Below are 24,670 nucleotides of genomic sequence, written 5' to 3'. Positions count from 1 at the left end.
ACGTCAATGGGCAGACGGGCTTATGACAAACTTGCGAAGATTTGTGCATCTCTGAAGACCTCTGAACAGGAACTGGCTTACGCGCTCGGCATATCGCGCATCGCGCTAAAGGCAATCAATCGTCCAGATACCCCCCTTTATCTGCGTCTGGCGCTTGCTGCACTCCTGTCGGAAATCGACCCGGATAAGGTGCTGAATGCGACGCATTCGCCTCCTGCAATGGAAGTGCCAGTGCATCTTCTGTAACCCCGATAGAAAGTCTCAAGTCATCCCCCAGGGCTGAGGATAGTATCGTGACTAAGTTTTACGTCCTGCTTTTTCTGATAGGTCTTGTGAGTTACCCGCAACTGGCCGCTGCGGCCTGTTCGGGTGCTGCCAGCGCTGCCGATCTGGCAGCGCAAAGGCAACTATCCGCCCTGCGCGCCATGGAGCGCGGGCGTGGCTGCAAGGGTGATGGCGGCGGGGGCTTGTTCAATGCCTGCCGCGATCTGTCGGTGCGCATTGCGGAAGTGCAGCGGCAGATTTCCGCCGGGCTGGCCGCAAGGTCATGTTCCGAACCATCGGCCACGACACAACGCAGCGCGCGACTGGATCGGCCAAAGGTGACACCGGCGGCTGTCACGTCGAATGCGACCGAGAAACCCAAATCCTGGGCCGGCAAAGGCGCACTGACCTATTGCGTGCGCCTTTCGGACGGTTATCTGTTCCCGGCGCCGCACTCTCAATTCGACAAAACGGAAAGCACAACGGAAACGCTGGCTCAATGCCGCTTCATCTGCCAGAACGAGAGCGTCGATCTCTATGTTCTCAATGATGTGAATGGCGAAACAGCGGATATGATTTCCGCGACCAGCGGCAAGTCCTATGCGGAACTGCCGACGGCCTATAATTATCACGAGAGCAGCGATTTCAAAAAATGCGACTGGGCGGGTTATGTCGCCAAGGTCAGCGAACTGCGCGCCAGCAGTCGGTCGGCGAGAGCCATGCGCAACGTCGTGATGCCGATGCCGGACAGCCGACCGAGCCGCAATGCCGATATGGTCGATACGGTTGCTACGGCAACCTTTGCGCCGCTGACGGACCGAAAGGTGCGGGTGGTCGGCCCGGCCTTCATCTTCGATCAGGGCATAGCACCGGAAACTGTCCAGCAGTAGCTGCGAGCAGGACCGGCGCTGGTCCAGTCCAGAAAATCGCCCCGTGGATAACGACAAGATATGGCGCGGGGGCGCTTTTCTCCATTGGTTGTTTTTCACCCCCCTATGTCCTAAGAGGTGCGCGACAAGGGGGCTGAAGTGAAGTGCTATTTGATAAATCTGGAGCGGAGCCAGGACCGTCTGGCCTATATGGCATCCCAGTTTAATCGCATGGGTCTAGAATTCGAACGTGTTGAGGCTGTCAATGGTCGGGTTATGCCCGAACAGGAGCTGGCTTCATTCAACACGTTCAGCAAAAACTGGCCCGATCCGCTTTCGCCAGCGGAAATTGGCTGTTTCCTGTCTCACCGCAAGTGTCTAGAAATTATAGCGACCGGTATCGATGCTTACGCGGTCATTTTTGAAGATGATATCAAGCTGAGCAGCGGGGCTGCGCAGTTGCTGCCTTCAGACAAATGGATACCGAAAGACGCGGATATTATCAAAATCGATGCCTACGGGCATGAGGTCTTGATATCCCGTTCGGTTGCAAGCGAAGGACCCTATGCGGTGGCGCGGCTTCGCTCCAGACATTTGCTGACGGGAGGCTACGTCGTGTCTCGCGACGCTGCGCGCAAACTTCTGCCGCTTATGCAGAAAGCGCCTGCTCCCATCGATCATTTCCTGTTCGACCCCAATGATGGTCCTTTCGACGAATTGAATATCTACCAGATCACGCCAGCCATTTGCCGACAGGCAGGATTGGAAAGCACGATCGGCAAGAACCGACGTGAGCAAAAGCGGCCGGCGCTTTTTCGACTGCTCATACGGGAATTGAAAAGGTTCGGGACGCGCACAATGCGCAATTCCCTCGGCTTATGGGTGAACTTCACCAAAACCGGACGTTGGGGCCCCATTCCCTATGACCACGATATCCGATAGCCAGTGAGCGGGCCTTCAGGCCCGTCAATATTTAGCGGGCCACTTGTCATCGGATGAGTCGGCATCACAACGGCAGCTCTAAAGCCGTGCGAAAGGCTGCGAGCGCAACTACCTACGATGATGTTGGAAAGAGAATTTTTCGGTAGCGGTTAGCGAATGGTAGCGGAGGAGGGATTCGAACCCCCGACACAAGGATTATGATTCCTCTGCTCTAACCTACTGAGCTACTCCGCCACGCGTCGCTTTGCAGAAGTTTTGTCGTCGCCGTTTCCGGTGGGACAAAGCATTGTTCCTGCAAGGAATGGCGGCGGTATATGTGGGGAATGAAACCCTGTCAAGCACTCTTCGCACAGGTTTCGTCTTGTTTTCCATCATTTGCACCGATAAGGAACTGTGCATAAGCAAAGGCATAGTTTCATGGCACCTCGTATTGCGGTTTTGGGTTGCGGCTATTGGGGCGGCAACCACATTCGTACCCTGAAGAGCCTCGGCGCCCTTCAGGCGGTCTCCGACGCCAACCCGGCAAATGCCGAACGATTCGCTTCCGAATTTGGCGTTCCCAATGTTCCGGTTGATGAATTGTTCACCCGTCCCGACGTGGACGGCATCGTTCTGGCCCTGCCTGCACAGTTCCACGCGCAATATGCGACCGAAGCTGTGAAGAACGGCAAGGATGTTCTCGTCGAGAAACCTATTGCGCTCGACGTCCCTTCGGCGGAAGCCGAAGTTGAAGCCGCGCGCGAAAATGGTCGCATCTTCATGGTCGGCCATGTTCTGCGGTTCCATCCGGCCTTCGAAAAGCTTCTCGACATGGTCAAGAGCGGTGAACTCGGCGATATCCGCTATGTTCATTCGCATCGCGTCGGTCTTGGCAAGTTTCACGCGCAGTTCGATGCGCTGTGGGACCTGGCGCCGCACGATCTGTCGATGATTCTCGCCATCACCGGCGAAGAGCCCAGCGCCATTCGCGGCGAAGGCACGGCCATCATCGACCATCTGAACGATTTTGCCCATGTTCATCTGGAGTTCCCGGGCGGCATTCGCGGGCATCTTTTTGCCTCGCGGCTCAATGCCTATCGCGAGCGGCGCCTGAGCGTGACCGGCACCAAGGGCATGGCCGTTTTCGACGACGGCGAGCCGTGGGACCGCAAGCTTGCCTTCTACAAACACGAAGTCTGGCGGGAAAACGACCAGTGGGCTTTCAAGTCGGCAGAGCCGATCTATATACCCGTCGAGGAAGGCATGCCGCTCACCCGCGAGTTGCAGCATTTCCTGCATTGCATCGAAACCCGTGAAACCCCGCGGACTGACGGCAAGGAAGCCATCAGTGTCTTGCGGATCTTGACCGAAGGTTCGGTGCAGCACACCAGATAAGGCGTTCGCGGACGGAGCTTTACGTTTCGTCAAGCGGTGTTACAGCATTCGCAAAACTTTGAACGCCCCGGCCATGGCAGGACGGCGCGCAAGCGAATAAATAGGTGCCAAGGATTCGCACGTTGGTTCGTGCGAGGCCAACTCTATGGAGCCAACATGCAGTTTATTGATCTTGGGGCGCAGCGCGCGCGTATCGAAGACCGTCTCAATGCCGCCATTTCCAAGGTTGTTGCGGAAGGCCGCTATATTCTCGGGCCTGAAGTGGCGGAGTTCGAGAAGAAGCTCGGTGAATATCTGGGCGTTGAACATGTGATCGCCTGCGCCAATGGCACCGACGCCTTGCAGATGCCTCTGATGGCGCGCGGCATCGGTCCCGGCCATGCCGTTTTCGTTCCGTCCTTCACCTTTGCTGCGACTGCGGAAGTTGTGGCGCTGGTCGGAGCAGAGCCTGTTTTCGTCGATGTCGATGCCAACAGCTACAACATGAATGTCGAACAGCTTGAAGCTGCCATTGCCGCTATCCGCAAGGAAGGCCGTCTGGAGCCGAAGGCAATCATTCCGGTCGATCTGTTTGGCCTTGCTGCCGACTATAACCGCATCACCGCGATTGCCGAGCGCGAAGGCCTGTTCATCATCGAAGACGCTGCGCAGTCCATCGGCGGAAAGCGCGACAATGTCATGTGCGGCGCATTTGGCCATGTGGGCGCGACCAGCTTCTACCCGGCCAAGCCGCTCGGTTGCTATGGCGACGGTGGCGCGATGTTCACCAACGATGCCGAGCTTGCGGATACGCTGCGTTCGGTGCTGTTCCACGGCAAGGGCGAAACCCAGTACGACAATGTCCGCATTGGTATCAATTCGCGTCTGGACACGATCCAGGCTGCCGTTCTGCTGGAAAAACTTGCGATTCTCGAAGACGAGATGGAAGCGCGCGATCGTATCGCCAAGCGTTACAACGAAGCGCTGAAGGATGTGGTGAAGGTTCCGGCTCTTCCCGCTGGCAACCGTTCTGCCTGGGCGCAATATTCCATCGAAAGTGAGAACCGCGACGGGTTGAAGGCGCATCTTCAGGCTGAGGGCGTTCCGTCGGTGATCTATTATGTGAAGCCGCTGCATCAGCAGACGGCCTATAAGCATTATCCGGTTGCGCCGGGCGGCCTGCCGGTTTCTGAAGCTCTGCCATCGCGCATTCTGAGCCTGCCGATGCATCCCTATCTGTCGGAAGCCGATCAGGACAAGATCATCGGCGCCATCCGTGGTTTTCACGGTAAGAAGGCCTGATCTGATCAGTTCGTTGAAGAAAAAACCCGGCGAAAGCCGGGTTTTTTTATTTGCCAGTTTTTTCCAGCCGTTTTTCGACGCGTTTGGCGACGAAGCGTGCAATCGCCGGTCCGGCGAAAAGCACCACGAAGAACCGGCTTGTCTGCATGGCGATGATGAAGGGCAGGTCGACATTGGTGGATGCCGCGATAATGGCAACTGTGTCTGCGCCACCGGGGCTTGTCGCGAGGTAAGCGGTGAGGGGATCAAGATCGAGCATATGGCCAAGCGCCATACCGAACAAACCGCAGACGGCGATCAGGATCAGCGTCGAAGCCAGAACGGCGGGAAAAGCCCGCGCCGCATGGGCGATGATTGCGCGTGAGAAGCCAAGCCCGATGCGCCAGCCAATTAGCGTATAGCTGATCGCCAGCAGCCATGGCGGCAGATCGATGGTCATGACGCCGGTATCTTGCAGGATCGCGCCCAGCACCAGCGGCACCAGCATGGCGCCCGTTGGTATGCGCGAGATATGCCCCAGAAAGGCACCGCCAAGGACGAGAAGCAGCGTTGCGCCGAGGCTGGACGGGTTGAGCGGTGGAAACCAGTCTACAGCGGCAGGGGCCGCCATCTCCACGCCCGCGCCAAGGCGCACGACGAGCGATGCCGTGGTCGCAACCAGCACGACGCGGAGATACTGCATGAAGGCGACGAGGCGCGCATCCGCGCCGAAGGATTCCGCCATCAGGGTCATGGCGGTGGCAGCACCCGGTGACGAACCCCACACGGCGGTGGTTCCCGGCAGGACGCGGAACCGCGCCAGCAGATAGCCGATCAGTGTGCTGGCAAAGAGCACGAAGAGCATCGAGACCAGGATAATCGGCAGGTGCCTGCCCATATTGGAGAAGAACTCGGGCGTGATGGCGCGGGCAATCAGCAGGCCGACCACCGCCTGCGCAAATGTCGAAAGCTGGCTGTGGACGCGCACGGTACTTTCGCCAGCCGCCATCAGGATGCCGCCGACCATTGCGCCCAGCAGCAGGGCTGCCGGAAGATGCAGAACTTCGCCTGCAAAAATCAGGACAGCCGACACCAACAGAAGCAGGCCCCACTGGAGCAGCTTCGGGATTTTCCTGAAATTGAATTTGTCTGGGGCTGGTTGAAGCCCTGAGGGGGCGGATTTTTGCATTGCCCTTCTTCCCTACATGCGGGTGAGGCGGGATGCAAACCAAGTTTCCATGACTGCGACGGCGTTTGTTGGTAACGGATTGCCGTTCGGTGGGCAGGCTATGCATAGACGAAAAGACGCCGCCCCTCGCAAGAAGGGCGACGCCTGAAAAAGAACAATCGTTTTGCCGTGGATCAGCCGATCATAGCGCGACGCTGATTGGCCGGGCGCTCGACGACTTCGCGTGGCGCCTTGCCGCCGTCGCGCTCTTCCAACGCTTCCGCCTTGGAGAGTTCGATCTCGGCCACGGCCAGTTCTGCCTCGGCTGCTTCCTTCTGCGACATCAGATCGCCGATCGAACCGAACAGGTTGTCACGCCGCTGGCGTGCAGCCTTGGCGAAGGTCGGATAGGCAAAATGATTGATATCGGTGATGCCAGCCTTCTTTTCTTCCGACAGGATCTGAGCGTCGAGTTCCCCCGCCATTCGCTCGAACTCGCCGATCATCAGGTCAAGCTGGCCCAGTTGACGGCGCTTTTCCTTCACCTGGAACAGTTTAAGCCTCACCAGGCTTTCACGTGGCTTCATACGCAATACTCCTTGAACACCAACCAGCTTCCATGTGTTGGGGCGTTCCCCCCGGACTTGAAGCACAATCGTATCGACTTCATTTCAAGTCGATCTGATTGGGCTTTATTAACAGGTGTGAATAAACAAAAAACGTCCGTTCACACCGCGAATCCCCCGCGAATCCAGCCCCTACAGGGGGAAAGCGTCGCGGCCGTTGTCAGAAATCACCGTTTACAACGAAACAAAAAGTTAAGATTTTGCTCGTTTGGTAACCATTCCTTTACCGGCGAGGTTAATCATACGCGTTAGGACTTAAGGCTCGGTAAACCTAATGTGCTTTTTGAGCAACAGGTGAAAGCTAGAGTCGAATGAATCGCTTAGCGAAGATTCTTAAAGCGATGCTTTAGAGTCAGGGAGACGTGAATCTCTTTATGATTCAAATCGCTATAAGAATTTTCTAAACAGGGCATAAATATGCTTGCCAACCAGAATCATATTTTGTTAACCATTTGCTGGCACCTTCATACAGAGGCAACGACGGTTCCGTGTGCCGCCTTGAGGGACATCTGGTCGGCTGCGGAAAGGGGATAAGAGATGCGCGTCCTTTTGATTGAAGACGACAGTGCTATCGCACAGAGCATTGAGCTGATGCTCAAGTCCGAAAGTTTCAATGTCTACACGACCGATCTGGGCGAGGAAGGCATCGATCTCGGCAAGCTTTATGATTACGACATCATCCTGCTGGATTTGAATCTGCCGGATATGTCTGGTTACGAAGTTCTTCGTACATTGCGCCTTTCCAAGGTGAAAACGCCGATCCTGATCCTCTCCGGCATGGCCGGCATTGAGGACAAGGTTCGCGGCCTTGGCTTTGGCGCCGACGATTACATGACCAAGCCTTTCCATAAGGATGAGCTGATCGCGCGTATTCATGCGATTGTTCGCCGCTCGAAGGGCCATGCACAGTCGGTCATCACCACGGGCGACCTGATCGTCAATCTGGACGCAAAGACGGTGGAAGTTTCCGGCCAGCGCGTTCACCTGACGGGTAAGGAATACCAGATGCTCGAGCTTTTGAGCTTGCGCAAGGGTACGACGCTCACCAAGGAAATGTTCCTCAACCACCTTTATGGCGGTATGGACGAGCCGGAACTGAAGATCATCGACGTCTTCATCTGCAAGCTGCGCAAGAAGCTTGATGCGGTTTCCGGTAGCCAGAGCTACATCGAGACCGTCTGGGGCCGCGGCTATGTGCTGCGCGAGCCGGATGCCGAACTGCGCGAAAGCGCCTGATCGGTCCAGACTTTACGGTCAACGAAAAAAAGCTCCGCTTCGGCGGAGCTTTTTGCTTTTAGTCCTATTGGATCAGGCTGGCTTATCGCGGCGTTTCGCCAACAGTCGGGCGAGGGCGTTTTTGCGGCTCGGCGCTCATCAGAAGAGTGAATTGCTCGGTGAGATAAGCGCGGTCGAAGGGCTTCAATATATAGCCATCGGCGCCGGAACGCTTGGCGCGCATGATGCGCGTGACGTCGAGCTCATAGAGGCAAACGATAATGCGCGGATGCTGGCCGTCGGGCAGGGCGCGCAGGTCGGGAATGACTTCAAGGGCCGTCATATCCGGCAGATCGAAATCGAGAAGAATGATATCCGGCATGCGCGATGCGCAACTGTCGAGCGCTTCATGCCCGGTGGAGACTTCGGCAAATTCTGCGATGGAATCGGACAGGATACGGCGCGCGACCTTGCGGATGACGGATGAATCGTCAACCAGCAGGCAATAACCGGCCATCGCTTCGTCTCCCATCGACTTTCCCCCAGAGCGGCAACGAAGCTGCCGAAACATCTTACCGCGACACGATATTTGCCTGCTGTCTTGTCAGCAGGAGCGCGGGCGGACCCGCGCGCCTAAACCGCTCACTCGGCGGAGAATACGATATCTTCTGCCGTTGCGTGAATGGAAATCGTCATGCCGGCTTCTTCAGCGAGCAGCAGGGTGTAATAAGGCTGGACGGAATGCGCATCGATCGGCTCTTCCGGGGTGGCGCCGGAATGCAGCTCCAGGAACTTCGGCGGAACACGCAGCATGCGGCCCTTGACCGTGATGACAAAGCGCGGCTCTGTATCGCCGCCTTCCAGACGCACCGCCAGCGAGCCGCCACGCGGGATCGCGCCATTGGCGATCAGAAGCATGTTGAGCAGCAGCTTCACCTTGTTCTTCGGCAGAAGCACGCGGGTGCCTTCCCAGGTCAGCTCCGGCTTCTCGTTCTTGAAATATTCGGAGGCGACAGTCTGCGCGTCGCCCGTGTCGATCTGCACGCCTGCCGAACCGGCGGCGCCAAAGGCAATGCGGGCGAACTGGAGACGGGCGGAGGCATTGCGCGCGCTCGACTTGATCAGCGCCATCGCATCTTCGTCTGCGCCGCCTTCTTCCAGCAGTTCAAGACCATTGTTGATCGCGCCAACCGGCGAGATGATGTCATGACAGATCCGGCTGCACAGAAGCGCACCGAGATCGAGTGCGGAAAGGGTAACGGGTAGTGGCATGGCGCTTTCTCCGGAACACGGATGGACCCGGCTCCGCGGCGCTTCGGCCGGACGGTCGCGTCCTGATCGGTTAACGAAACCGCACGTAAACCTGTCGTTTCCCGCGCGGCATGATGGCGGGCGAATCGCCCTGAATGTCGGTTTAACTGGATACACGCCATGCTGGAAAGCCGCAACAAAGCTGTCTTTTTCGAAAGCCGGATCGCCTGTCGTGCGCTAATGTTTTCCGCGTCGGCATTTCGCCTTTCAAACGCCAATTTCGTTTCATAAAGATTTGGACAACATATTAGCGCGTACAATATGCGCGATTCGACGCGAAAGCCCGGAAGAGGCAGCGTCGTGCTTTTAACAGGGCGTCAGACAGAGAAGCGGTAGCCAGAAGGAATTAAAAATGGCCATACCATCCCTGTCGCAAACCAGTTTCCGCAATGCGGCGTATTCTATTGCGTTTCTTGCGGCACTGATTGTCTCCATCCTCGCTCTGCCGCATCAGGCACGGGCGCAGAACACCTACACCGCCGAGGAAATCGTCGATTCCGGTCATCGGTTTTTCGGTTCGGCTTCAGGCGGACTTGCCAGCGCTGTCGAAAAAGCGTTCCAGAGCTTCGGCCTGCCGAACGGCTATGTTCTTGGCGAAGAAGGTTCCGGCGCTTTCATCGGCGGCCTGACCTATGGCGAAGGCACGCTTTATACGAAGAATGCCGGTGACCATAAGACCTACTGGCAGGGGCCTTCCCTTGGCTGGGATTTCGGCGGTCAGGGCTCGCGCGTCATGATGCTCGTCTATAATCTGGACGATATCCAGAACCTCTACGGCCGCTATGCGGGCGTTGCCGGTTCGGCTTACGTGGTCGCAGGCGTCGGGTTCAATGTGCTGAAGCGCGAAAACATCGTGCTCGTACCGATCCGCACCGGCGTCGGCGCAAGGCTCGGCGTGAATATCGGCTATCTGAAGGTTTCAGCTGCCCCGACCTGGAATCCGTTCTAAGTCGTTGTGAATTGCTGGTTGCGCGAAGGCTGTTCTGCACCCGGAATGTTTCGGTGCGAGAAAGCCTTTTGCGCATTCCAGACCTATGCGCTACCATCGCTTGATGGTTCTGTTTGGCTGCAAAAAGCTCAACTTCGTGTGAAACCTTGATCCAGTCGGCACTTTTCTTCCTGCTTGGCGTTCTTGTGACGGTTTTCGTCCTGATCCTGCTCGGGCCATCGGTCTGGCGGCGCGCTTTCTTTCTGGCGCGACGGCAGGTTCAGGCCGAGTTGCCGATTACGCTTGCGGAAATCCGCGCTGACAAGGACGGTTTGCGCGCCGAATTTGCCGTGGCCATCAGCAAGCTGGAGCAGCAGTTGAAGCGGGAACGCCAGAAGGCTGCCGAACAGGCCGTCGTGCTTGGCCGCCAATATGAAGAGCTGAAGCGCATTCCCTTGCTTGAGGAAGGCCAGTCCGCCATTGAAAAGAAACTGGCTGAACAGGATCAGATGCTGTCGGACGCTAGGTCGTCCCGGCAGGCGGCATCGGAAAAGTCTGAAATCCTGCAAGCCGAGCTGGAACGAATGCAAAGCCATTACACTGCGCTGGAGGGGCTTGCGGATACGCTGCGTATCGAGATAAGCGCTAACGAGGCCGAACGTGGCCGCTTGTCGAGCGAGATGACCGAAATGCGCCGTGACCGTAAGGAAGCAACTGCCCGCTATAATGAGCTTTCAACGCAGCTCACCTCGGCGCAGACGGAACTGAAGAGCGAGAAACGCCGGAATGGCGATTTGCAGCAGAAGCTGGAAAAGCTGATTTCCGAACTGTCGGATGCACAGGAAAAGCTGGAACGTTTTTCGCGTGGTGGTGCCGTGGCCCATGCGCTGACCGATACGGATCACGCGGAAATCATGCGCCAGAATGCAGCACTTCGCGAAGAAATGGCGGAGCTTGCTGCGCGCATGGTCGCTGCAACCGCTGAAAAGGAAGGCCCCGATTCGCCCATTCACGGCATTCTGCAAGCGGCAGAAACAGCGGCGGGCGGTAAGAGCGTGAAGAACGGCAAAGCCGTTTCCAAAAGTCTCGCAAGCCGCATTCAGGAATTGCCCAAAGCCTGATCGATCCCTGATCCGTTATGAATCGGAAACACCGGGCCAGAGCGGCTACGATGAAGACGGAATCGTGGAACCGCACTATCTATTTGTTTTTACGCATTATCCTGCGCATCGAAGCGGGACCAGAAATCAGTCCAGTGGACTGATTTCCCCGCGTAGGCGCTACGCACTTTTGCTGGAAATGCTTCAAATGCGTCTGGCCGGTGTTTCTGTTGTTTGGCGATTCGTATCAGCCGTTGGTAATCACATCCGACCAGTCAGGGTGACGGGTCGCCTGTGCATGCATGAAGCTGCAACGCGGAATGATTTTCCAGCCATTGCGGCGCGCATCAAGAATGGCGTTCTTGGCCAGCGCCTGTGCGGCACCTTTGCCACGCATCGCTTCGGGCACGCGCGTGTGATCGACGGAAATGAGGGACGGCCCCAGCCTGGTGTAGGTCATTTCGGCTTCGCTGCCATCCAGCGACGCCACATAGCGTCCGCCATCGGAACTGTCTTCCTTGCGAATGTCGATATTTCCGCTCATGCCATCCTCCAGTGTGAACGCATACAGTCTTCAACATAGCACTACAGTTGCATTCTTCGTGATGCCGGACTGCAAAGAGCAATTTTCTGCGTCCGGTGCTCACGTACCTTGAAGTACGCTCCGCTCCGGTACTCGAAAATCACTCTTTTCGCCACGGCCTGACGAATTTGCAACTGTAGTGATAGGAATGAATTGCGCAAACAAAAACCGGCCCAGTGGGCCGGTTTTCAATTTATCAGATCCATAGGCTGGATTGGCGCGGATGATTGAACACAAGGGTTCAACCCCGGCCCGATCCATCAGTGCCGATATTGCTGAATTCTGGTCGTCCTGAGACCGGCGAGACCATGCTCGTCGATTGAGGATTGCCAGCCAAGGAACTCCTCCACCGTCAATGTATAACGCTGGCATGCCTCCTCAAGGCTCAGAAGCCCGCCGCGAACAGCAGCGACAACTTCGGCCTTGCGGCGGATGACCCAGCGCCTTGTATTGGCGGGGGGAAGGTCCGCAATGGTCAGCGGGCTGCCATCGGGACCAATTACATACTTTATACGCGGTCTTACCAGATCGGTCATTGTACTCTCTACAAAACACTCAAGGACCTAATCGAGTGTGAGACTAGCGCCACAGCTTTAAAAATTACCTAAACCGCCGGTAACACTCTGGTAACACTTGAAAAAATTTTGACGAAAAATGAGCCGACCGAAGCAATTCGGCCATTTTTCTGCGAATTTCACGGGGAAGTGTGGGGGCCGGGTCGCAATTCGACCAATGTTTATTCTGCGACACCTTGGCAAATTGCCGCAGTTTCGCCTATATAGGCCTTAGAAATCTGAATTTTGAGAAGCAGGGCGCATGCCCGGAAGCTGGAATCAATCATGAGCCTGAACAGCCTCGATCTGCCGGGAAAGCCGGAAGACACGCGCGTTGTCGTCGCCATGTCGGGCGGCGTCGATTCATCTGTTGTGGCCGGGATTCTCAAACGTGAAGGTTATGACGTCGTTGGCGTGACGCTGCAGCTTTATGATCATGGCGCAGCGGTTCATCGCGCCGGCTCCTGTTGTGCAGGACAGGATATCGAAGACGCCCGCCGCGTTTCGGAAAGCCTCGGCATTCCCCACTACGTCCTCGATTACGAAGCGCGTTTCCGCGAAGCCGTGATCGATCCGTTTGCGAATTCCTATGTCAGCGGCGAGACGCCAATCCCATGCGTTTCCTGTAACCAGACGGTCAAGTTTGCTGACCTTCTCCAGACCGCGCGCGATCTTGGCGCCGACGCTCTGGCGACCGGGCATTATATTCGCAGCCGTGCAAATGGTGCGCATCGCTCGCTCTATCGTCCCGTCGATACCGACCGCGACCAGAGCTATTTCCTTTTCGCGACCACGCAGGAGCAGATTGATTATCTGCGTTTCCCGCTCGGCCATCTGCCGAAGGCGCAGGTGCGTGAAATCGCCGAGGAAATGGGCCTGACGGTTGCCAAGAAGCAGGACAGCCAGGATATCTGCTTCGTGCCGCAGGGCAAATATTCCGACATTATCTCCAGGTTGAAGCCGGAAGCCGCCAATCCGGGCGATATCGTCCATATCGACGGTCGCACGCTTGGCCGTCACGACGGCATTGTGCATTACACGGTCGGCCAGCGCCGCGGCATCGGCGTGGCCACCGGCGAGGCGCTTTATGTCGTGCATCTCGATGCCGCCAATGCGCGCGTCATCGTTGGTCCGCGTGAGGCGCTGGAAACGCACAAGGTGTTCCTGCGTGATATCAACTGGCTGGGTGATGGCCCGATCAGTGATCTGCCGGAAGGTGGAATGGAAGTTTTCGCCAAGGTTCGCTCCACGCGTCCGCCGCGCCCTGCCGTTCTGCGTCATGGGGATGGCAAGACCTGGGTTGAACTGGTCGATGGCGAAAGCGGTATTGCTCCGGGACAGGCCTGTGTGCTTTATTCCGACGAGAGCAATACGGCGCGCGTCTTCGGCGGCGGCTTCATTGGCCGGTCCGAACGCGAACCACAGGCGGAAGAAATGCTGCGTCGTCTGGTGGCCGGAACGGCAAACGCTTCGGCAGCCTGACCCGTTTCAAAAGCGATTGAAAAACATCAAGGCGGGTGTGAAAGCACCCGCCTCTTTCTTTGCGCGCGAATTATTGAAACCGGCTGAAGCGCGACAGGGCGATGCCGGAAGCGGTGGCGACATTCAGGCTGTCGAATTCCTTCGACATGGGAATGCGGGCCGTCTGCAGACGCGCCAGAAGCCGTTGCGGCAGTCCTTCGCCTTCTGTGCCAAGCAGCAGTGCCTGACGATCATGTCCGGTTGCCTGATAGATGCTGGTTTCCGACGATGGGCTCAGCGCCAACACGTTGAAGTCCGCATCTTGGAGCGCACCAAGAATCTCATCGATACGCCCGCCATGAAAATAGGGTACTTTCAGCGTTGCGCCGACTGAAACGCGAATGGCCTTGCGATAAAGCGGATCGCAGCAGGTTTCATCCATCAGCACACAATCGGCCTCGAAGGCGGCAGCGTTGCGGAAAATGGAACCGACATTGTCGTGATTGGATATGCCGCACAGCACCGTGACCAGTGACCGTTGCGGAAGCGTGGCCAGCAAGTCAGCCAATTCCGGCTGCGGCTTGCGGCGACCAACGGCGAGAATGCCGCGGTGAACGTGAAAGCCCGCGACGGCATCCATGACGGTCTGCGGCACGCAATAGACCGGGGTGCCCGCAGGGATCTGTTTCAGCTGTTCCGTCAGTCCGTCGAGACGATTTTCCAGCACGAGCAACGATTCTGTCTCAAAGCGCGCGGTGGAAGAGAACAGCACATTGATGACGACCTTGCCTTCGGCGATGAAACGCTTCTGGCGTCCGACGAGGTCTTTTTCGCGAATGTCGCGATAGGGGGAAAGACGTTCGTCAGCCGGATCGTCTATTCTTTGGAGACAGCCGTGCAAATGATCTTCTTGTTTCATTGCACGGCTGTAACCTCATGCTTTAGGCGATGGCTAATACCGGCTGTTCCTGCCGGCGCGGTGTCGGACTCATATAGAGGCTTGAGAGCGTCGACAACATCAACTCGATATGCGGTGACGAAACCATGTAGTAAATGGTCTGGGCATCGCGTCGGGTCGAAACAAGGTCGAGAGCGCGCAATTTGGCCAGATGCTGCGACAACGCCGACTGACTGAGGTCAATGGCTTTGGCGAGCGCGCCAACAGACATTTCATTGTGTAGCAGCTTGCATAAAATCAATAGTCGCTTGTTGTTTGCGAGTGCTGAAAGAAAATCTGCTGCCTGATCTGCATTTTCTGTTAAATCACAAAAAGTATGTTCTTTATTCATCTGCTGTCATACCCCCGTAAGACCGCTGGTAGGTTCAAATGACGTTTCCATTTTGGAACACGCAGGTCAAATTTAATGGTTGGTATTTGGTTTGAAAAGACCTTGCTTAAATTCGCCCATGTTTAAATCGCGCAAATTTGTCCCAAAAAGAGCATGAATCCGTTTCAGGCGGGCGAGGCGGTCATTTTTAGCAGTTCTGCGCGCACTTCGGCTGCGCTGGCGCAGCTCCGCGAGAACGGGAGTCGAACGATCTCATTGCCAGCTGCGATGTCGAGACCATCGGGGTCTATCCCCACCACCTTCAACGGCCTAGTCGCTGTGCCGGTCATCTGGCTGATGCGGGCAGCGATGGCATCTTCTCCGTTTTCTTTGACACTATCAAGAATGTCCTGTTCGTTGGGAGCTATACTTTCGGCGGTGGCGGCGGGACAGATCAGGTCCTCGGTTGCGAGGATGAAGGCTTTGCCGAAGCCGCCATTCAGGCTGGCGCCAAGCACATTCATGCGGAAGAACGCGAAGTCGCCAAGATCGACATAAAGCGCGCCTTTTGGATTGTGGTTGAGATAGCGGCGGCGCAGGCGTGGATAATCATCGGCCGTCCGCTCGACCCTTTCGGCGTCGCAATGCAACGTAATGCGCGGATGGGCGAGCGGGTCGCCTTTACCGGGTTCGCCCAGTAGCAGAGAACAGGCGGGATTGGCGATGAGGCCCGGCGTGTGCGCGGCCAGCCCCGAAACCAGAATGAGCGGCGTGCCATCCGTGTCGGTCGCGACTGCAACGCGGCTTGCCAGCGGGCGGCCTGTTTTCGCATCCAGCACTGCCAGCGCGCCATAGCGCGCCGTGCGCATCAGCGTCTTTGCCAGCTGAATGGCTTCCGGCGTTGTCGGCCTGATGGGAGAATCGATTGGCTCTTTGGTCTGGTTCATCGCGCTGTCATAAACTTGAGTAAGATAATCCGCTATTAGCTGGTTTCTGCACAATGGAACAGGCCTGCGCACTGATATTGCCCGCAATTTCAGCGATTCCAAAGATGCCGTGCAACCGCTGCGTGACGTTATGCGAAAATTTGCGCAAATAATATTATGATTTGACCGCCTTTAGCGCAATATTCCGCAATATGGCAATTTGAAGAAATTAAAATCTAAAAATATAGGTGATAAACGCATAAGAATGTGAACTGGTTCTAACAATTGCGCTTGCAAAGTGGGGAACCAAGCGTTTCGATAGGCCAGGCTGCGGGCAATGGGGCGCGCGCGGCACACTTTTCCGTGGAGGCGGACAATAAATGAAAATGTACAAAACACTCCTGGCTGCAACCGCGCTGGTGGCTCTTATGAGCGGTGCTGCTTCGGCAAAGACTTTTGTGTATTGCTCTCCGGCATCGCCTGAAGGCTTCGATCCGGCGGCATATACGGGCGGTGACACGTTCGATGCGTCTGCGCATCCGGTTTATAATCGTCTTGCCGAATTCGAGAACGGAACGACCAAGGTTGTGCCGGGTCTCGCTGAAAGCTGGGACGTTTCCAGCGACGGTCTGGAATACACCTTCCATCTGCGCAAGGGCGTGAAGTTCCATTCGAACGACTATTTCACGCCGACCCGCGAATTCAATGCGGATGACGTGATCTTCTCGTTCGATCGCATGCGCAACAAGGACAATCCATGGCACCAGTATACCGCAGGGATCACCTACGAGTATTTCGACAGCATGGAAATGGGCGCGCTGATCAAGGACATCGTCAAGGTTGACGATTACACCGTCAAGTTCGTGCTGAACCGTCCGGAAGCACCGTTCCTCGCCAATATCTCGATGCCTTTCGCTTCGATCATCTCGAAGGAGTACACCGACAAGCTGGCTGCCGACGGCAAGAAGGACGATCTCAATCAGATTCCGGTCGGCACTGGCCCGTTCCAGTTCGTCGCCTACCAGAAGGACGCCGTCGTTCGCTTCAAGGCCAATCCCGACTATTGGGGTGGCAAGCCGAAGATCGACGATCTCGTCTTCGCAATCACGACCGATCCGGCTGTGCGCGCGCAGAAGTTGAAGGCTGGCGAATGCCACCTGATGTCCTATCCGGCTCCGGCTGACATCAAGGGCCTTCAGGCCGATTCCAACCTCAAGGTTGACGAACAGGCTGGCCTGAACGTGGCTTATTTCGCGTATAACACGCTGAAGGCGCCTTACGATAAGCCGGAAGTCCGCAAGGCGCTGAACCAGGCTATCAACAAGCAGGCCATCGTCGACGCCGTGTTCCAGGGTCAGGGCCAGGTTGCCAAGAACCCGATCCCGCCGACAATGTGGGGCTATAACGACAAGGTCGAAGACGACAAGTACGATCCGGAAGCTGCCAAGAAGGCTCTTGAAGCCGCTGGCGTCAAGGATCTCAAGATGAAGCTGTGGGCGATGCCTGTCAGCCGTCCGTACATGCCGAACGCGCGTCGTACCGCTGAACTCATGCAGTCCGATCTTGCCAAGGTTGGCGTCAGCGCCGAAATCGTTTCGATGGAATGGGGCGAATACCTCAAGAAGTCGTCCGACAAGGACCGCGACGGTTCCGTCATCCTCGGCTGGACCGGCGACAATGGCGATCCGGACAACTTCATGGGCACGCTTCTCGGCTGCGCTGGCGTTGGCAACAACAACCGCGCCCAGTGGTGCTACAAGCCGTTCGAAGACCTGATCCAGAAGGCCAAGGTTTCGACCAGCCAGGAAGAACGCACCAAGCTTTACGAAGAAGCGCAGGTGATCTTCAAGGAGCAGGCTCCTTGGAACACCATCGCTCACTCGACGGTCTTCGTGCCGATGTCGGCCAAGGTTACGGGCTTCAAGCAGAGCCCGCTTGGTGACTATCGCTTCGAAGATGTTGATATCTCCGAGTAAAGTCTAACAACACCAGCGGCCGGGTGTGGAGGGTTCCTCCGCACCCGGTCGGAGTTTTTGTATGTTTCGTTTTATATTAAACAAACTCATCTATCTGGTGCCGACCTTCATTGGCATCACGATCGTTGCTTTCGCTTTCGTCCGGGTCCTGCCCGGCGATCCCGTCCTGCTGATGGCAGGCGAGCGCGGCGTCAGCCCGGAACGCCATGCAGAACTGATGGCGCAGCTCGGCTTTGACCGCCCCATCTGGCAGCAATATCTGGATTATGTCTGGAACCTGCTGCACGGCGATTTTGGCCAGTCTCTGGTGACCAAGAAGCCTGTTCTCGTTGAATTTTTCACGCTGTTTCCAGCTACGGTAGAGCTGTCGATCTGCGCGATCATTGTGGCGATCTGCCTTGGCATTCCGGCAGGCGTCATCGCCGCCGTCAAGCGCGGTTCCTGGTTCGATCAGGGCCTCATGGGCATTTCCCTGGTTGGTTACTCGATGCCGATTTTCTGGTGGGCGCTTTTGCTCATCATCTTCTTCTCGGGCATATTGCAGTGGACGCCGGTTTCAGGCCGCATTTCGCTCCTCTATTTCTTCCCGTCGGTGACGGGTTTCATGCTGATCGACAGCCTGATGTCGGACCAGAAGGGCGCGTTCCTTTCGGCGGTCTCGCATCTCATCCTGCCGACCATCGTGCTGGCGACCATTCCGCTCGCGGTCATTGCGCGCCAGACGCGCTCGGCGATGCTGGAAGTGCTGGGTGAGGACTATGTGCGCACCGCCCGCGCCAAGGGTCTGCCGACGCGCCGCGTCGTGGGCATTCACGCGCTGCGCAACGCCATGATCCCCGTCATCACGACAATCGGCTTGCAGGTCGGTGTGCTGATGGCCGGTGCGATCCTGACGGAGACCATCTTCTCCTGGCCAGGCATCGGAAAATGGATGCTCGATTCCATTTTCCGCCGCGACTATCCGGTCGTGCAGAGCGGTCTGCTGCTGATTGCCGCCATTATCATGGTGGTCAATCTGGTGGTCGATCTGCTGTACGGCCTGATCAATCCGCGTATCCGGCATAAGTGAGGGTATCATGACACACTCAGCTATTCAGCCGGAAGCCGCAAACGACATCGGCAAGATGCGCGCGCTGAAGGATTTCTGGTTCTATTTCAGCGTCAATCGCGGCGCGGTTATCGGCCTCTACGTCTTTATGGCGGTCATTCTCGTGGCCATTCTGGCGCCGGTCATTGCGCCGCATAGTCCTGTCGATCAGTTCCGCGATTACATCAAGCTGCCGCCTTTCTGGCAGGAAGGCGGCTCGACCCAGTTCTTGCTTGGAACGGATGAGGTGGGCCGTGATATTCTGTCCCGCCTGATCTATGGCGCGCAATATTCGCTGCTGGTCGGTTTCGTCATCGTCATCATTTCGATGTGCCTCGGCATCACCATCGGCCTCATCACCGGCTATTTCGGTGGCGGCGTCGATACGGTGTTCATGCGCATCATGGACGTGATCCTGGCATTCCCGTCGCTGCTGCTGGCGCTGGTTCTGGTGGCTATTCTGGGACCGGGCCTCATCAATGCCGTGCTTGCGATCACGCTTGTCTTGCTGCCGCATTTTTCTCGTCTCACCCGCGCCGCCGTCATGGCGGAAAAGGAACGCGAATACGTGACCGCGGCCAAGCTTGCCGGAGCAAGCAGGCTGCGCCTGATGTTCAAGACCATCCTGCCGAACTGTCTCGCGCCCCTCGTGGTGCAGGCGACGATGTCGTTTTCCAACGCCATCCTCGACGTGGCGGCATTGGGCTTCCTTGGCATGGGCGCACAGCCGCCAACGCCGGAATGGGGCACCATGCTCGCATCGGCGCGCGAGTTCATCACCAGCGCCTGGTGGATTGTGACCTTCCCGGGTCTGGCAATCCTGATCACTGTTCTCGCCATCAATCTGATCGGCGACGGTCTGCGCGATGCGCTTGACCCGAAACTCAAGAGGAGCTGATCGGTGGCTTTGCTTGAAATCAAGAACCTTACGGTTTCGTTCGATACTTCGACTGGTCCTTTCAAGGCGGTCGATGGCATCGATATCACGGTCGACAAGGGCGAAGTTCTGGCCATTGTCGGCGAGTCCGGTTCGGGCAAGTCGGTCGGCATGCTCGCAGTGATGGGCCTTCTGCCCAAGACCGCGACCGTGACGGCGGACAAGATGTCGTTCGACGGCAAGGATTTGCGCACGCTTTCCAGTTCGGAGCGCCGCCAGATCATTGGTCGCGACATTTCGATGATCTTTCAGGAGCCGGTTGCGAGCCTCAATCCGTGCTTCACGGTCGGCTACCAGCTTGAAGAAGCGCTCAGGCAGCATATGGGCATGAACGGTTCGGCGAGCCGTGCTCGCGCGATCGAGCTTCTCGAACTGGTTGGAATCCGCGATGCCTCTGAGCGTCTCGGCAGCTTCCCGCATCAGATGTCGGGCGGCCAGTGCCAGCGTGTTATGATTGCTATCGCGATTGCCTGCAATCCGAAGCTACTGATCGCTGATGAGCCGACCACGGCTCTCGACGTGACGATCCAGAAGCAGATCCTCGATCTGCTGATGCGGCTTCAGGTGGAGCATGGCATGGGCCTGATCATGATTACCCACGATATGGGTGTCGTCGCCGAAACGGCGGATCGTGTCATCGTGCAGTATAAGGGTCACAAGATGGAGGACGCCGACGTGCTGTCGCTGTTTTCCGCACCGAAAAGCCCTTACACGCGCGCGCTTCTGTCGGCTCTGCCGGAAAATGCGACAGGCGACCGTCTGCCGACGGTGTCGGATTTCGCTTTTGACGAGACCAGTGCAGGAGAAGCGCGATGAGCGAGATCGTTCTCGAAGCGCGCGATATCAAGCGCGATTACCATGTCGGCGGCGGCCTGTTCGGCAAGCCGAAGGTGGTTCATGCCGTCAAGGGCGTCAGCTTCAAGCTCGAAAAGGGCAAGACGCTGGCGATCGTTGGCGAATCGGGTTGCGGCAAGTCCACACTGGCGCGCATCCTCACCATGATCGATCCGCAGACTTCCGGCGATCTGACGATCGGCGGCAAGGATGTGAACATCGCTCGTGACGGGCTGACCGCCGAAATGCGCCAGAAGGTGCAGATCGTGTTCCAGAACCCTTACGGTTCGCTCAATCCGCGCCAGAAGATCGGCGACGTGCTGGCCGAACCGCTGCTGCTGAACACGAATATGTCGGCGGAAGAGCGTCGCGCCAAGGCGATGCAGATGTTGTTGAAGGTTGGTCTCGGTCGCGAGCACTTCAACCGCTATCCGCATATGTTCTCGGGCGGCCAGCGCCAGCGTATCGCCATTGCGCGCGCGCTGATGCTCAATCCGAAGCTGCTGATTCTCGACGAGCCGGTTTCTGCGCTCGATCTGTCGGTGCAGGCGCAGGTGCTGAACCTGTTGTCCGACCTGCAGGAAGAGTTCGGTCTCACCTATGTCTTCATCAGCCACGACCTTTCGGTGGTGCGCTATATCGCCGATGAGGTGATGGTGATGTATTTCGGTGAGGTGGTTGAATACGGGTCGCGTGACGACGTGTTCAACAATCCGCAGCACGATTATACGAAGAAGCTGTTTGCCGCGACGCCGCGTGCGGATGTGGATGCCATTCGCGCCCGCGTCGAGGCGCGTGCCGCCGCCAGACAGGCCGCACAGGCTTAACGGGCTACCGCAAATCCTGAAACAAAAACGCCGCCTGTAAATGGCGGCGTTTTTGTATGTTCAGCCAGCGCGTTGCTGGTGCCAGGCGAGCGCCCGGACGATATCGTCCGCCGCGACCTTCCCGATGATGTTGCCATTCTCGACGATGCCGACATCGCCGCCGCTGTCGGCAACGGCATTCATCAGCTCGCGCACCAGCGTTTCCCGTCGCGCTGTGGCCGCAAAGGGGCGAGGGGCGGCGTTACGGTCGAACGGCGTCATGATATCGCCCGCGCGCAGCACGCCAAGCGGATTCATGTGAGCGACGAAATCGGCGACATACTGGTCGGCGGGTTGCAGCAGGATTTCCTGCGGCGTTCCGCATTGCACGATGCGCCCACCCTCCATAATGGCGATGCGATTGCCGATCTTCATGGCCTCATCAAGATCGTGACTGACGAAGACAATGGTTTTCTTTAAGCGCGACTGGAAGGCCAGAAGCTCGTCCTGCAACCGCGTGCGGATCAGCGGATCAAGCGCCGAGAAGGGTTCGTCCATCAGCAGGATCGGCGCGCCGGTGGCAAAGGCGCGGGCGAGACCGACGCGCTGCTGCATGCCGCCGGATAATTCACCGACCTTTCGCTTGGCCCAGTCCTGAAGCCCGACTAGTTCGAGCTGCTGGCGGGCCTTGGAAATGCGCTCTTCCTTGCCCATACCGGAGATTTCCAGCCCGAAGGCGACATTCTCCTCGACGGTGCGCCAGGGCAGCAGGCCGAATTGCTGAAAGACCATCGAAACAAGTTCGGTGCGCAAATGGCGCAGCGTGTTGCGATCCGCCTTGCCGACATCGATGCCCCGGTCACCATCCCGCACCGTGACGCGGCCGCGCGAAATCGGGTTGAGCCGGTTGATGGCGCGCAGCAGCGTGGACTTGCCGGAACCGGACAGGCCCATTAGGACGAGGATTTCGCCTTCCTCGATATTCAGCGTGCAGTTGTGCACACCCAGAACATGGCCGGTTTCGGCCTGAATCTGGGATCGCGTTGCACCGCGATCAGCAAGCGCCAGCGCATTATCCGTGTTCTTGCCGAAAATGATGCAGACATCTTCAATTGCGATAATGGTCATCCGCGATCTCCTATTTCTCGCGCCCAGCGCGGAAGATGCGGTCGAGCACAATGGCGACCACGACGATGACAAGGCCAGCCTCGAAGCCGAGCGCGGTGTTGACCGAGTTCAGCGCGCGGACGACCGGAACGCCAAGACCATCGGCCCCCACGAGAGCGGCGATAACCACCATCGAAAGCGACAGCATGATCGTCTGGGTCAGGCCCGCCAGAATTTGCGGCATGGCATAGGGCAGCTCAATCTTCCAGAGAAGCTGGGACCGGGAAGCGCCGAAGGCTTCGCCAGCTTCGATCAAGGAGGATGGCGTGGACGAAACGCCGAGATGTGTCAGACGCACCGGCGCGGGCAGAACGAAAATGGCTGTGGCGAGCAGGCCGGGCACCATGCCAATGCCGAAAAAGACGATGGCCGGGATCAGATAGACGAAGGTGGGCAGCGTCTGCATCAGATCGAGCACCGGTCGCATGGCCGCGTAAAGCGTCGGACGATGCGCTGCGGCAATGCCGAGCGGAACGCCGATGGCCATGCAGAGAACACAGGACGAAAGCACAAGCGTCAGCGTTTCCAGCGTGCGGTCCCAGTAACCCTGATTGAGAATGAACAGAAAGCCCAGGATCGTCAGCACGACCACCGAAATGCGGCGCTGGATCAGCCAGGCAATCACTGCGAATATGGCGATCAGCAGCAGCGGGTGCGGCAGTTTCAGGACGAAAAGCAGGGCGTCGATCATGCTTTGCATGACCGCTGCCAGCAGGTCGAAAAAGCCACCCATATTGTTCGTCAGCCAGTCAACGACCGTCTTTGCAGTCGGTCCAACCGGAATTTTATAGTCCGTCAGCCAGTTCAACGATGAAGTCTCCTGCTGCGTGCCTGAGTATCTACAGATGGAAAGGCCGCGGGTTTAACCGCGGCCTGCGAGTGCTTCACATCAAAGGCCGAGGGCCGATTTGACGGCAGGCAGACCATCCTTGCCGTCAACCGTCGTCACGCCTGCGAGCCACTTGTCGAGCGCAGCGGGATTGGCCTTGAGCCAGTCGGTCGCAGCCTTCGAAGGCTCTGCGCCATCGTCCAGAATCTTGCCCATGATCTCGTTTTCGAGGTCGAGGTTGAATTCGAGATTGGTCAGGAACTTGCCGACATTTGGGCATTCCTGCGTGTAGCCTTTGCGCACATTGGTTTCGACCTTGGCGCCGCCGAGGTTCGGACCGAAGAAGTCATCGCCGCCGGTGAGATAAGTGATCTCGAAGCGCTTGTTCATCGGATGCGGTTCCCATGCGAGGAACACAACCGGCTCTTTGCTCTTGATGGCGCGCGCAACCTGCGCAAGCATGCCCTGTTCGGAGGATTCCGCCAGTTCGAACGACTTCAGGCCGAAAGCGTCCTTGTTGATCATGTCAAGGATCAGGCGATTGCCGTCATTGCCCGGCTCGATGCCGTAGATCTTGCCGCCGAGCTTGTCCTTGAAGGTGGCGATATCCTTGAAATCCTTCAGGCCTTCGTCGGCGGCATATTTCGGCACGGCAAGCGTATACTTCGCGCCGGTGAGGTTGGTACGCAGCGTCTCAACGCTCTTGTCATCGAGATAAGGCTTCAGATCAGCGCTCATGGAAGGGTTCCAGTAGCCGAGGAAGACGTCGATGTCCTTCTTGCTCAGCGACGCATAAGTCACCGGCACGGATAGAACCTTGATATCGGTCTTGTAGCCGAGGCCTTTGAGAATTTCGGTCGCAACCGCAGTTGTCGAGGTGATGTCGGTCCAGCCGACATCGGAAAAGCGCACGGTCGAGCAGCTTTCCGGTTCGGCCGCGAAGCTGGCAGCAGGTGCCGCGAGCATTGCCGTTCCCGTGGCAAGCGCAGCAAAGGCAAGCGTATAGGTCAGTTTCATTGTTCTCTCCATTTCCGGGCCGTTTTGACGGTTTGCTTATTTTTCCGGTTCCGGCTTTAGCAAACACCAAAGATTGCGCCGTTCAAGTACCACAGCGGCGAAAATATTCTCGATTGCGACGTCTGTCTCTTTTGTCGTGATGAGAACGAAAAAATATCCCGCACTTTT

The 24,670-nt window shown here is 57.3% G+C and carries 26 protein-coding genes and 1 tRNA gene; 14 read left to right on the top strand and 13 right to left on the bottom strand.

Annotated elements, in window-relative coordinates; genetic code table 11:
- The first annotated feature begins 6 nt into the window (after window positions 1-6).
- The 3 genes from D8666_RS05115 to D8666_RS05105 all read left to right on the top strand — a co-directional run bounded on the left by D8666_RS05115 (window position 7) and on the right by D8666_RS05105 (window position 2,075).
- A complete protein-coding gene (locus D8666_RS05115) occupies window positions 7-246 on the top strand; it encodes a hypothetical protein (protein ID WP_109369549.1) in 240 nt (79 codons plus the stop codon).
- Between the two features lie 47 nt (window positions 247-293).
- The gene (locus tag D8666_RS05110; protein ID WP_235858888.1) at window positions 294-1,154 is read left to right on the top strand and encodes a DUF2865 domain-containing protein; all 861 of its coding nucleotides are present in this window, start codon (window positions 294-296) and stop codon (window positions 1,152-1,154) included.
- A 138-nt stretch (window positions 1,155-1,292) separates the two neighbouring features.
- Window positions 1,293-2,075: a glycosyltransferase family 25 protein gene (locus tag D8666_RS05105; RefSeq protein ID WP_121536650.1), complete on the top strand. Its 783-nt coding sequence runs from the start codon at window positions 1,293-1,295 to the stop codon at window positions 2,073-2,075.
- Window positions 2,076-2,232: 157 nt separating this feature from the next.
- On the opposite strand, the gene D8666_RS05100 is transcribed toward D8666_RS05105, so the two are convergent.
- Window positions 2,233-2,309: transfer RNA gene (locus D8666_RS05100), tRNA-Met, on the bottom strand.
- 183 nt (window positions 2,310-2,492) lie between these two features.
- On the opposite strand from D8666_RS05100, the gene D8666_RS05090 reads away from it, so the two are divergent.
- Window positions 2,493-3,449, top strand: coding sequence for a Gfo/Idh/MocA family protein (locus tag D8666_RS05090; protein WP_109369546.1), 957 nt, complete (start codon window positions 2,493-2,495; stop codon window positions 3,447-3,449).
- Window positions 3,450-3,605: 156 nt separating this feature from the next.
- A complete protein-coding gene (locus D8666_RS05085) occupies window positions 3,606-4,730 on the top strand; it encodes a DegT/DnrJ/EryC1/StrS family aminotransferase (RefSeq protein ID WP_109369545.1) in 1,125 nt (374 codons plus the stop codon).
- 46 nt (window positions 4,731-4,776) lie between these two features.
- On the opposite strand, the gene D8666_RS05080 is transcribed toward D8666_RS05085, so the two are convergent.
- Window positions 4,777-5,898 carry an AbrB family transcriptional regulator gene (locus tag D8666_RS05080; RefSeq protein ID WP_121536564.1) on the bottom strand — a complete coding sequence of 374 codons (1,122 nt, stop codon included), beginning with the start codon at window positions 5,896-5,898 and terminating at the stop codon, window positions 4,777-4,779.
- A gap of 173 nt (window positions 5,899-6,071) precedes the next feature.
- The gene (locus tag D8666_RS05075) at window positions 6,072-6,464 is read right to left on the bottom strand and encodes a flagellar export protein FliJ (protein ID WP_078338800.1); all 393 of its coding nucleotides are present in this window, start codon (window positions 6,462-6,464) and stop codon (window positions 6,072-6,074) included.
- 576 nt (window positions 6,465-7,040) lie between these two features.
- On the opposite strand from D8666_RS05075, the gene ctrA reads away from it, so the two are divergent.
- Window positions 7,041-7,739 (top strand): response regulator transcription factor CtrA, encoded by a 699-nt coding sequence (gene ctrA, locus D8666_RS05070; protein WP_078338799.1) that lies wholly within the window; start codon window positions 7,041-7,043, stop codon window positions 7,737-7,739.
- An 82-nt stretch (window positions 7,740-7,821) separates the two neighbouring features.
- On the opposite strand, the gene D8666_RS05065 is transcribed toward ctrA, so the two are convergent.
- Window positions 7,822-8,250 carry a response regulator gene (locus D8666_RS05065; protein WP_121536562.1) on the bottom strand — a complete coding sequence of 143 codons (429 nt, stop codon included), beginning with the start codon at window positions 8,248-8,250 and terminating at the stop codon, window positions 7,822-7,824.
- Between the two features lie 110 nt (window positions 8,251-8,360).
- Complete coding sequence (chpT, locus tag D8666_RS05060) at window positions 8,361-8,990, bottom strand: histidine phosphotransferase ChpT (RefSeq protein WP_121536560.1); 630 nt, start codon at window positions 8,988-8,990, stop codon at window positions 8,361-8,363.
- 391 nt (window positions 8,991-9,381) lie between these two features.
- On the opposite strand from chpT, the gene D8666_RS05055 reads away from it, so the two are divergent.
- Both D8666_RS05055 and D8666_RS05050 read left to right on the top strand, forming a co-directional pair.
- A complete protein-coding gene (locus D8666_RS05055; RefSeq protein ID WP_121536558.1) occupies window positions 9,382-9,978 on the top strand; it encodes a DUF1134 domain-containing protein in 597 nt (198 codons plus the stop codon).
- A gap of 170 nt (window positions 9,979-10,148) precedes the next feature.
- Window positions 10,149-11,078: a coiled-coil domain-containing protein gene (locus tag D8666_RS05050; RefSeq protein ID WP_209445962.1), complete on the top strand. Its 930-nt coding sequence runs from the start codon at window positions 10,149-10,151 to the stop codon at window positions 11,076-11,078.
- 226 nt (window positions 11,079-11,304) lie between these two features.
- Here the strand turns inward: D8666_RS05050 and D8666_RS05045 are convergent, their stop codons facing one another.
- On the bottom strand, window positions 11,305-11,601 hold the full coding sequence (locus D8666_RS05045) for a GNAT family N-acetyltransferase (protein ID WP_109369539.1): 297 nt from the start codon (window positions 11,599-11,601) through the stop codon (window positions 11,305-11,307).
- Window positions 11,602-11,900: 299 nt separating this feature from the next.
- Window positions 11,901-12,176 (bottom strand): CtrA inhibitor SciP, encoded by a 276-nt coding sequence (sciP, locus tag D8666_RS05040; RefSeq protein WP_010659559.1) that lies wholly within the window; start codon window positions 12,174-12,176, stop codon window positions 11,901-11,903.
- Window positions 12,177-12,479: 303 nt separating this feature from the next.
- On the opposite strand from sciP, the gene mnmA reads away from it, so the two are divergent.
- Window positions 12,480-13,676 (top strand): tRNA 2-thiouridine(34) synthase MnmA, encoded by a 1,197-nt coding sequence (gene mnmA / locus D8666_RS05035; protein WP_180917913.1) that lies wholly within the window; start codon window positions 12,480-12,482, stop codon window positions 13,674-13,676.
- Between the two features lie 70 nt (window positions 13,677-13,746).
- Here mnmA and D8666_RS05030 read toward each other — a convergent pair whose 3' ends face one another.
- The 3 genes from D8666_RS05030 to D8666_RS05020 form a co-directional block, all read right to left on the bottom strand.
- Complete coding sequence (locus D8666_RS05030; protein ID WP_121536554.1) at window positions 13,747-14,574, bottom strand: TrmH family RNA methyltransferase; 828 nt, start codon at window positions 14,572-14,574, stop codon at window positions 13,747-13,749.
- A 22-nt stretch (window positions 14,575-14,596) separates the two neighbouring features.
- A complete protein-coding gene (locus D8666_RS05025) occupies window positions 14,597-14,944 on the bottom strand; it encodes an ArsR/SmtB family transcription factor (protein WP_109369537.1) in 348 nt (115 codons plus the stop codon).
- Window positions 14,945-15,108: 164 nt separating this feature from the next.
- Window positions 15,109-15,870, bottom strand: coding sequence for a HugZ family pyridoxamine 5'-phosphate oxidase (locus tag D8666_RS05020; protein ID WP_109369536.1), 762 nt, complete (start codon window positions 15,868-15,870; stop codon window positions 15,109-15,111).
- A 359-nt stretch (window positions 15,871-16,229) separates the two neighbouring features.
- Here D8666_RS05020 and D8666_RS05015 point away from each other — a divergent pair, with 359 nt between their 5' ends.
- The 5 genes from D8666_RS05015 (at window position 16,230) to D8666_RS04995 (ending at window position 21,510) form a co-directional block, all read left to right on the top strand.
- Entirely contained in the window at window positions 16,230-17,825 is a 1,596-nt protein-coding gene (locus D8666_RS05015; RefSeq protein WP_109369535.1) for an ABC transporter substrate-binding protein, read from the top strand.
- A 61-nt stretch (window positions 17,826-17,886) separates the two neighbouring features.
- Complete coding sequence (locus D8666_RS05010; protein WP_109369534.1) at window positions 17,887-18,894, top strand: ABC transporter permease subunit; 1,008 nt, start codon at window positions 17,887-17,889, stop codon at window positions 18,892-18,894.
- A gap of 7 nt (window positions 18,895-18,901) precedes the next feature.
- Entirely contained in the window at window positions 18,902-19,810 is a 909-nt protein-coding gene (locus D8666_RS05005; RefSeq protein WP_104756074.1) for an ABC transporter permease subunit, read from the top strand.
- Between the two features lie 3 nt (window positions 19,811-19,813).
- Window positions 19,814-20,665: an ABC transporter ATP-binding protein gene (locus tag D8666_RS05000; protein ID WP_109369533.1), complete on the top strand. Its 852-nt coding sequence runs from the start codon at window positions 19,814-19,816 to the stop codon at window positions 20,663-20,665.
- Window positions 20,662-21,510, top strand: coding sequence for a dipeptide ABC transporter ATP-binding protein (locus tag D8666_RS04995; RefSeq protein ID WP_121536552.1), 849 nt, complete (start codon window positions 20,662-20,664; stop codon window positions 21,508-21,510). The genes D8666_RS05000 and D8666_RS04995 overlap by 4 nt, the downstream gene beginning before the upstream one ends.
- A 60-nt stretch (window positions 21,511-21,570) precedes the next feature.
- Here D8666_RS04995 and choV read toward each other — a convergent pair whose 3' ends face one another.
- The 3 genes from choV to D8666_RS04980 form a co-directional block, all read right to left on the bottom strand.
- Entirely contained in the window at window positions 21,571-22,617 is a 1,047-nt protein-coding gene (choV, locus tag D8666_RS04990) for a choline ABC transporter ATP-binding protein (protein WP_121536550.1), read from the bottom strand.
- Window positions 22,618-22,627: 10 nt separating this feature from the next.
- Entirely contained in the window at window positions 22,628-23,464 is an 837-nt protein-coding gene (gene choW, locus D8666_RS04985) for a choline ABC transporter permease subunit (RefSeq protein WP_109369530.1), read from the bottom strand.
- An 81-nt stretch (window positions 23,465-23,545) separates the two neighbouring features.
- Window positions 23,546-24,514: a choline ABC transporter substrate-binding protein gene (locus tag D8666_RS04980; protein ID WP_109369529.1), complete on the bottom strand. Its 969-nt coding sequence runs from the start codon at window positions 24,512-24,514 to the stop codon at window positions 23,546-23,548.
- Window positions 24,515-24,670: the final 156 nt, after the last annotated feature.

It is taken from the genome of Ochrobactrum soli, assembly GCF_003664555.1.
Taxonomy (GTDB): Bacteria; Pseudomonadota; Alphaproteobacteria; order Rhizobiales; family Rhizobiaceae; genus Brucella; species Brucella teleogrylli.
The sequence above is the reverse complement of the archived record's forward strand: the minus strand, read 5'-3'. Positions and strand labels throughout refer to the sequence as shown.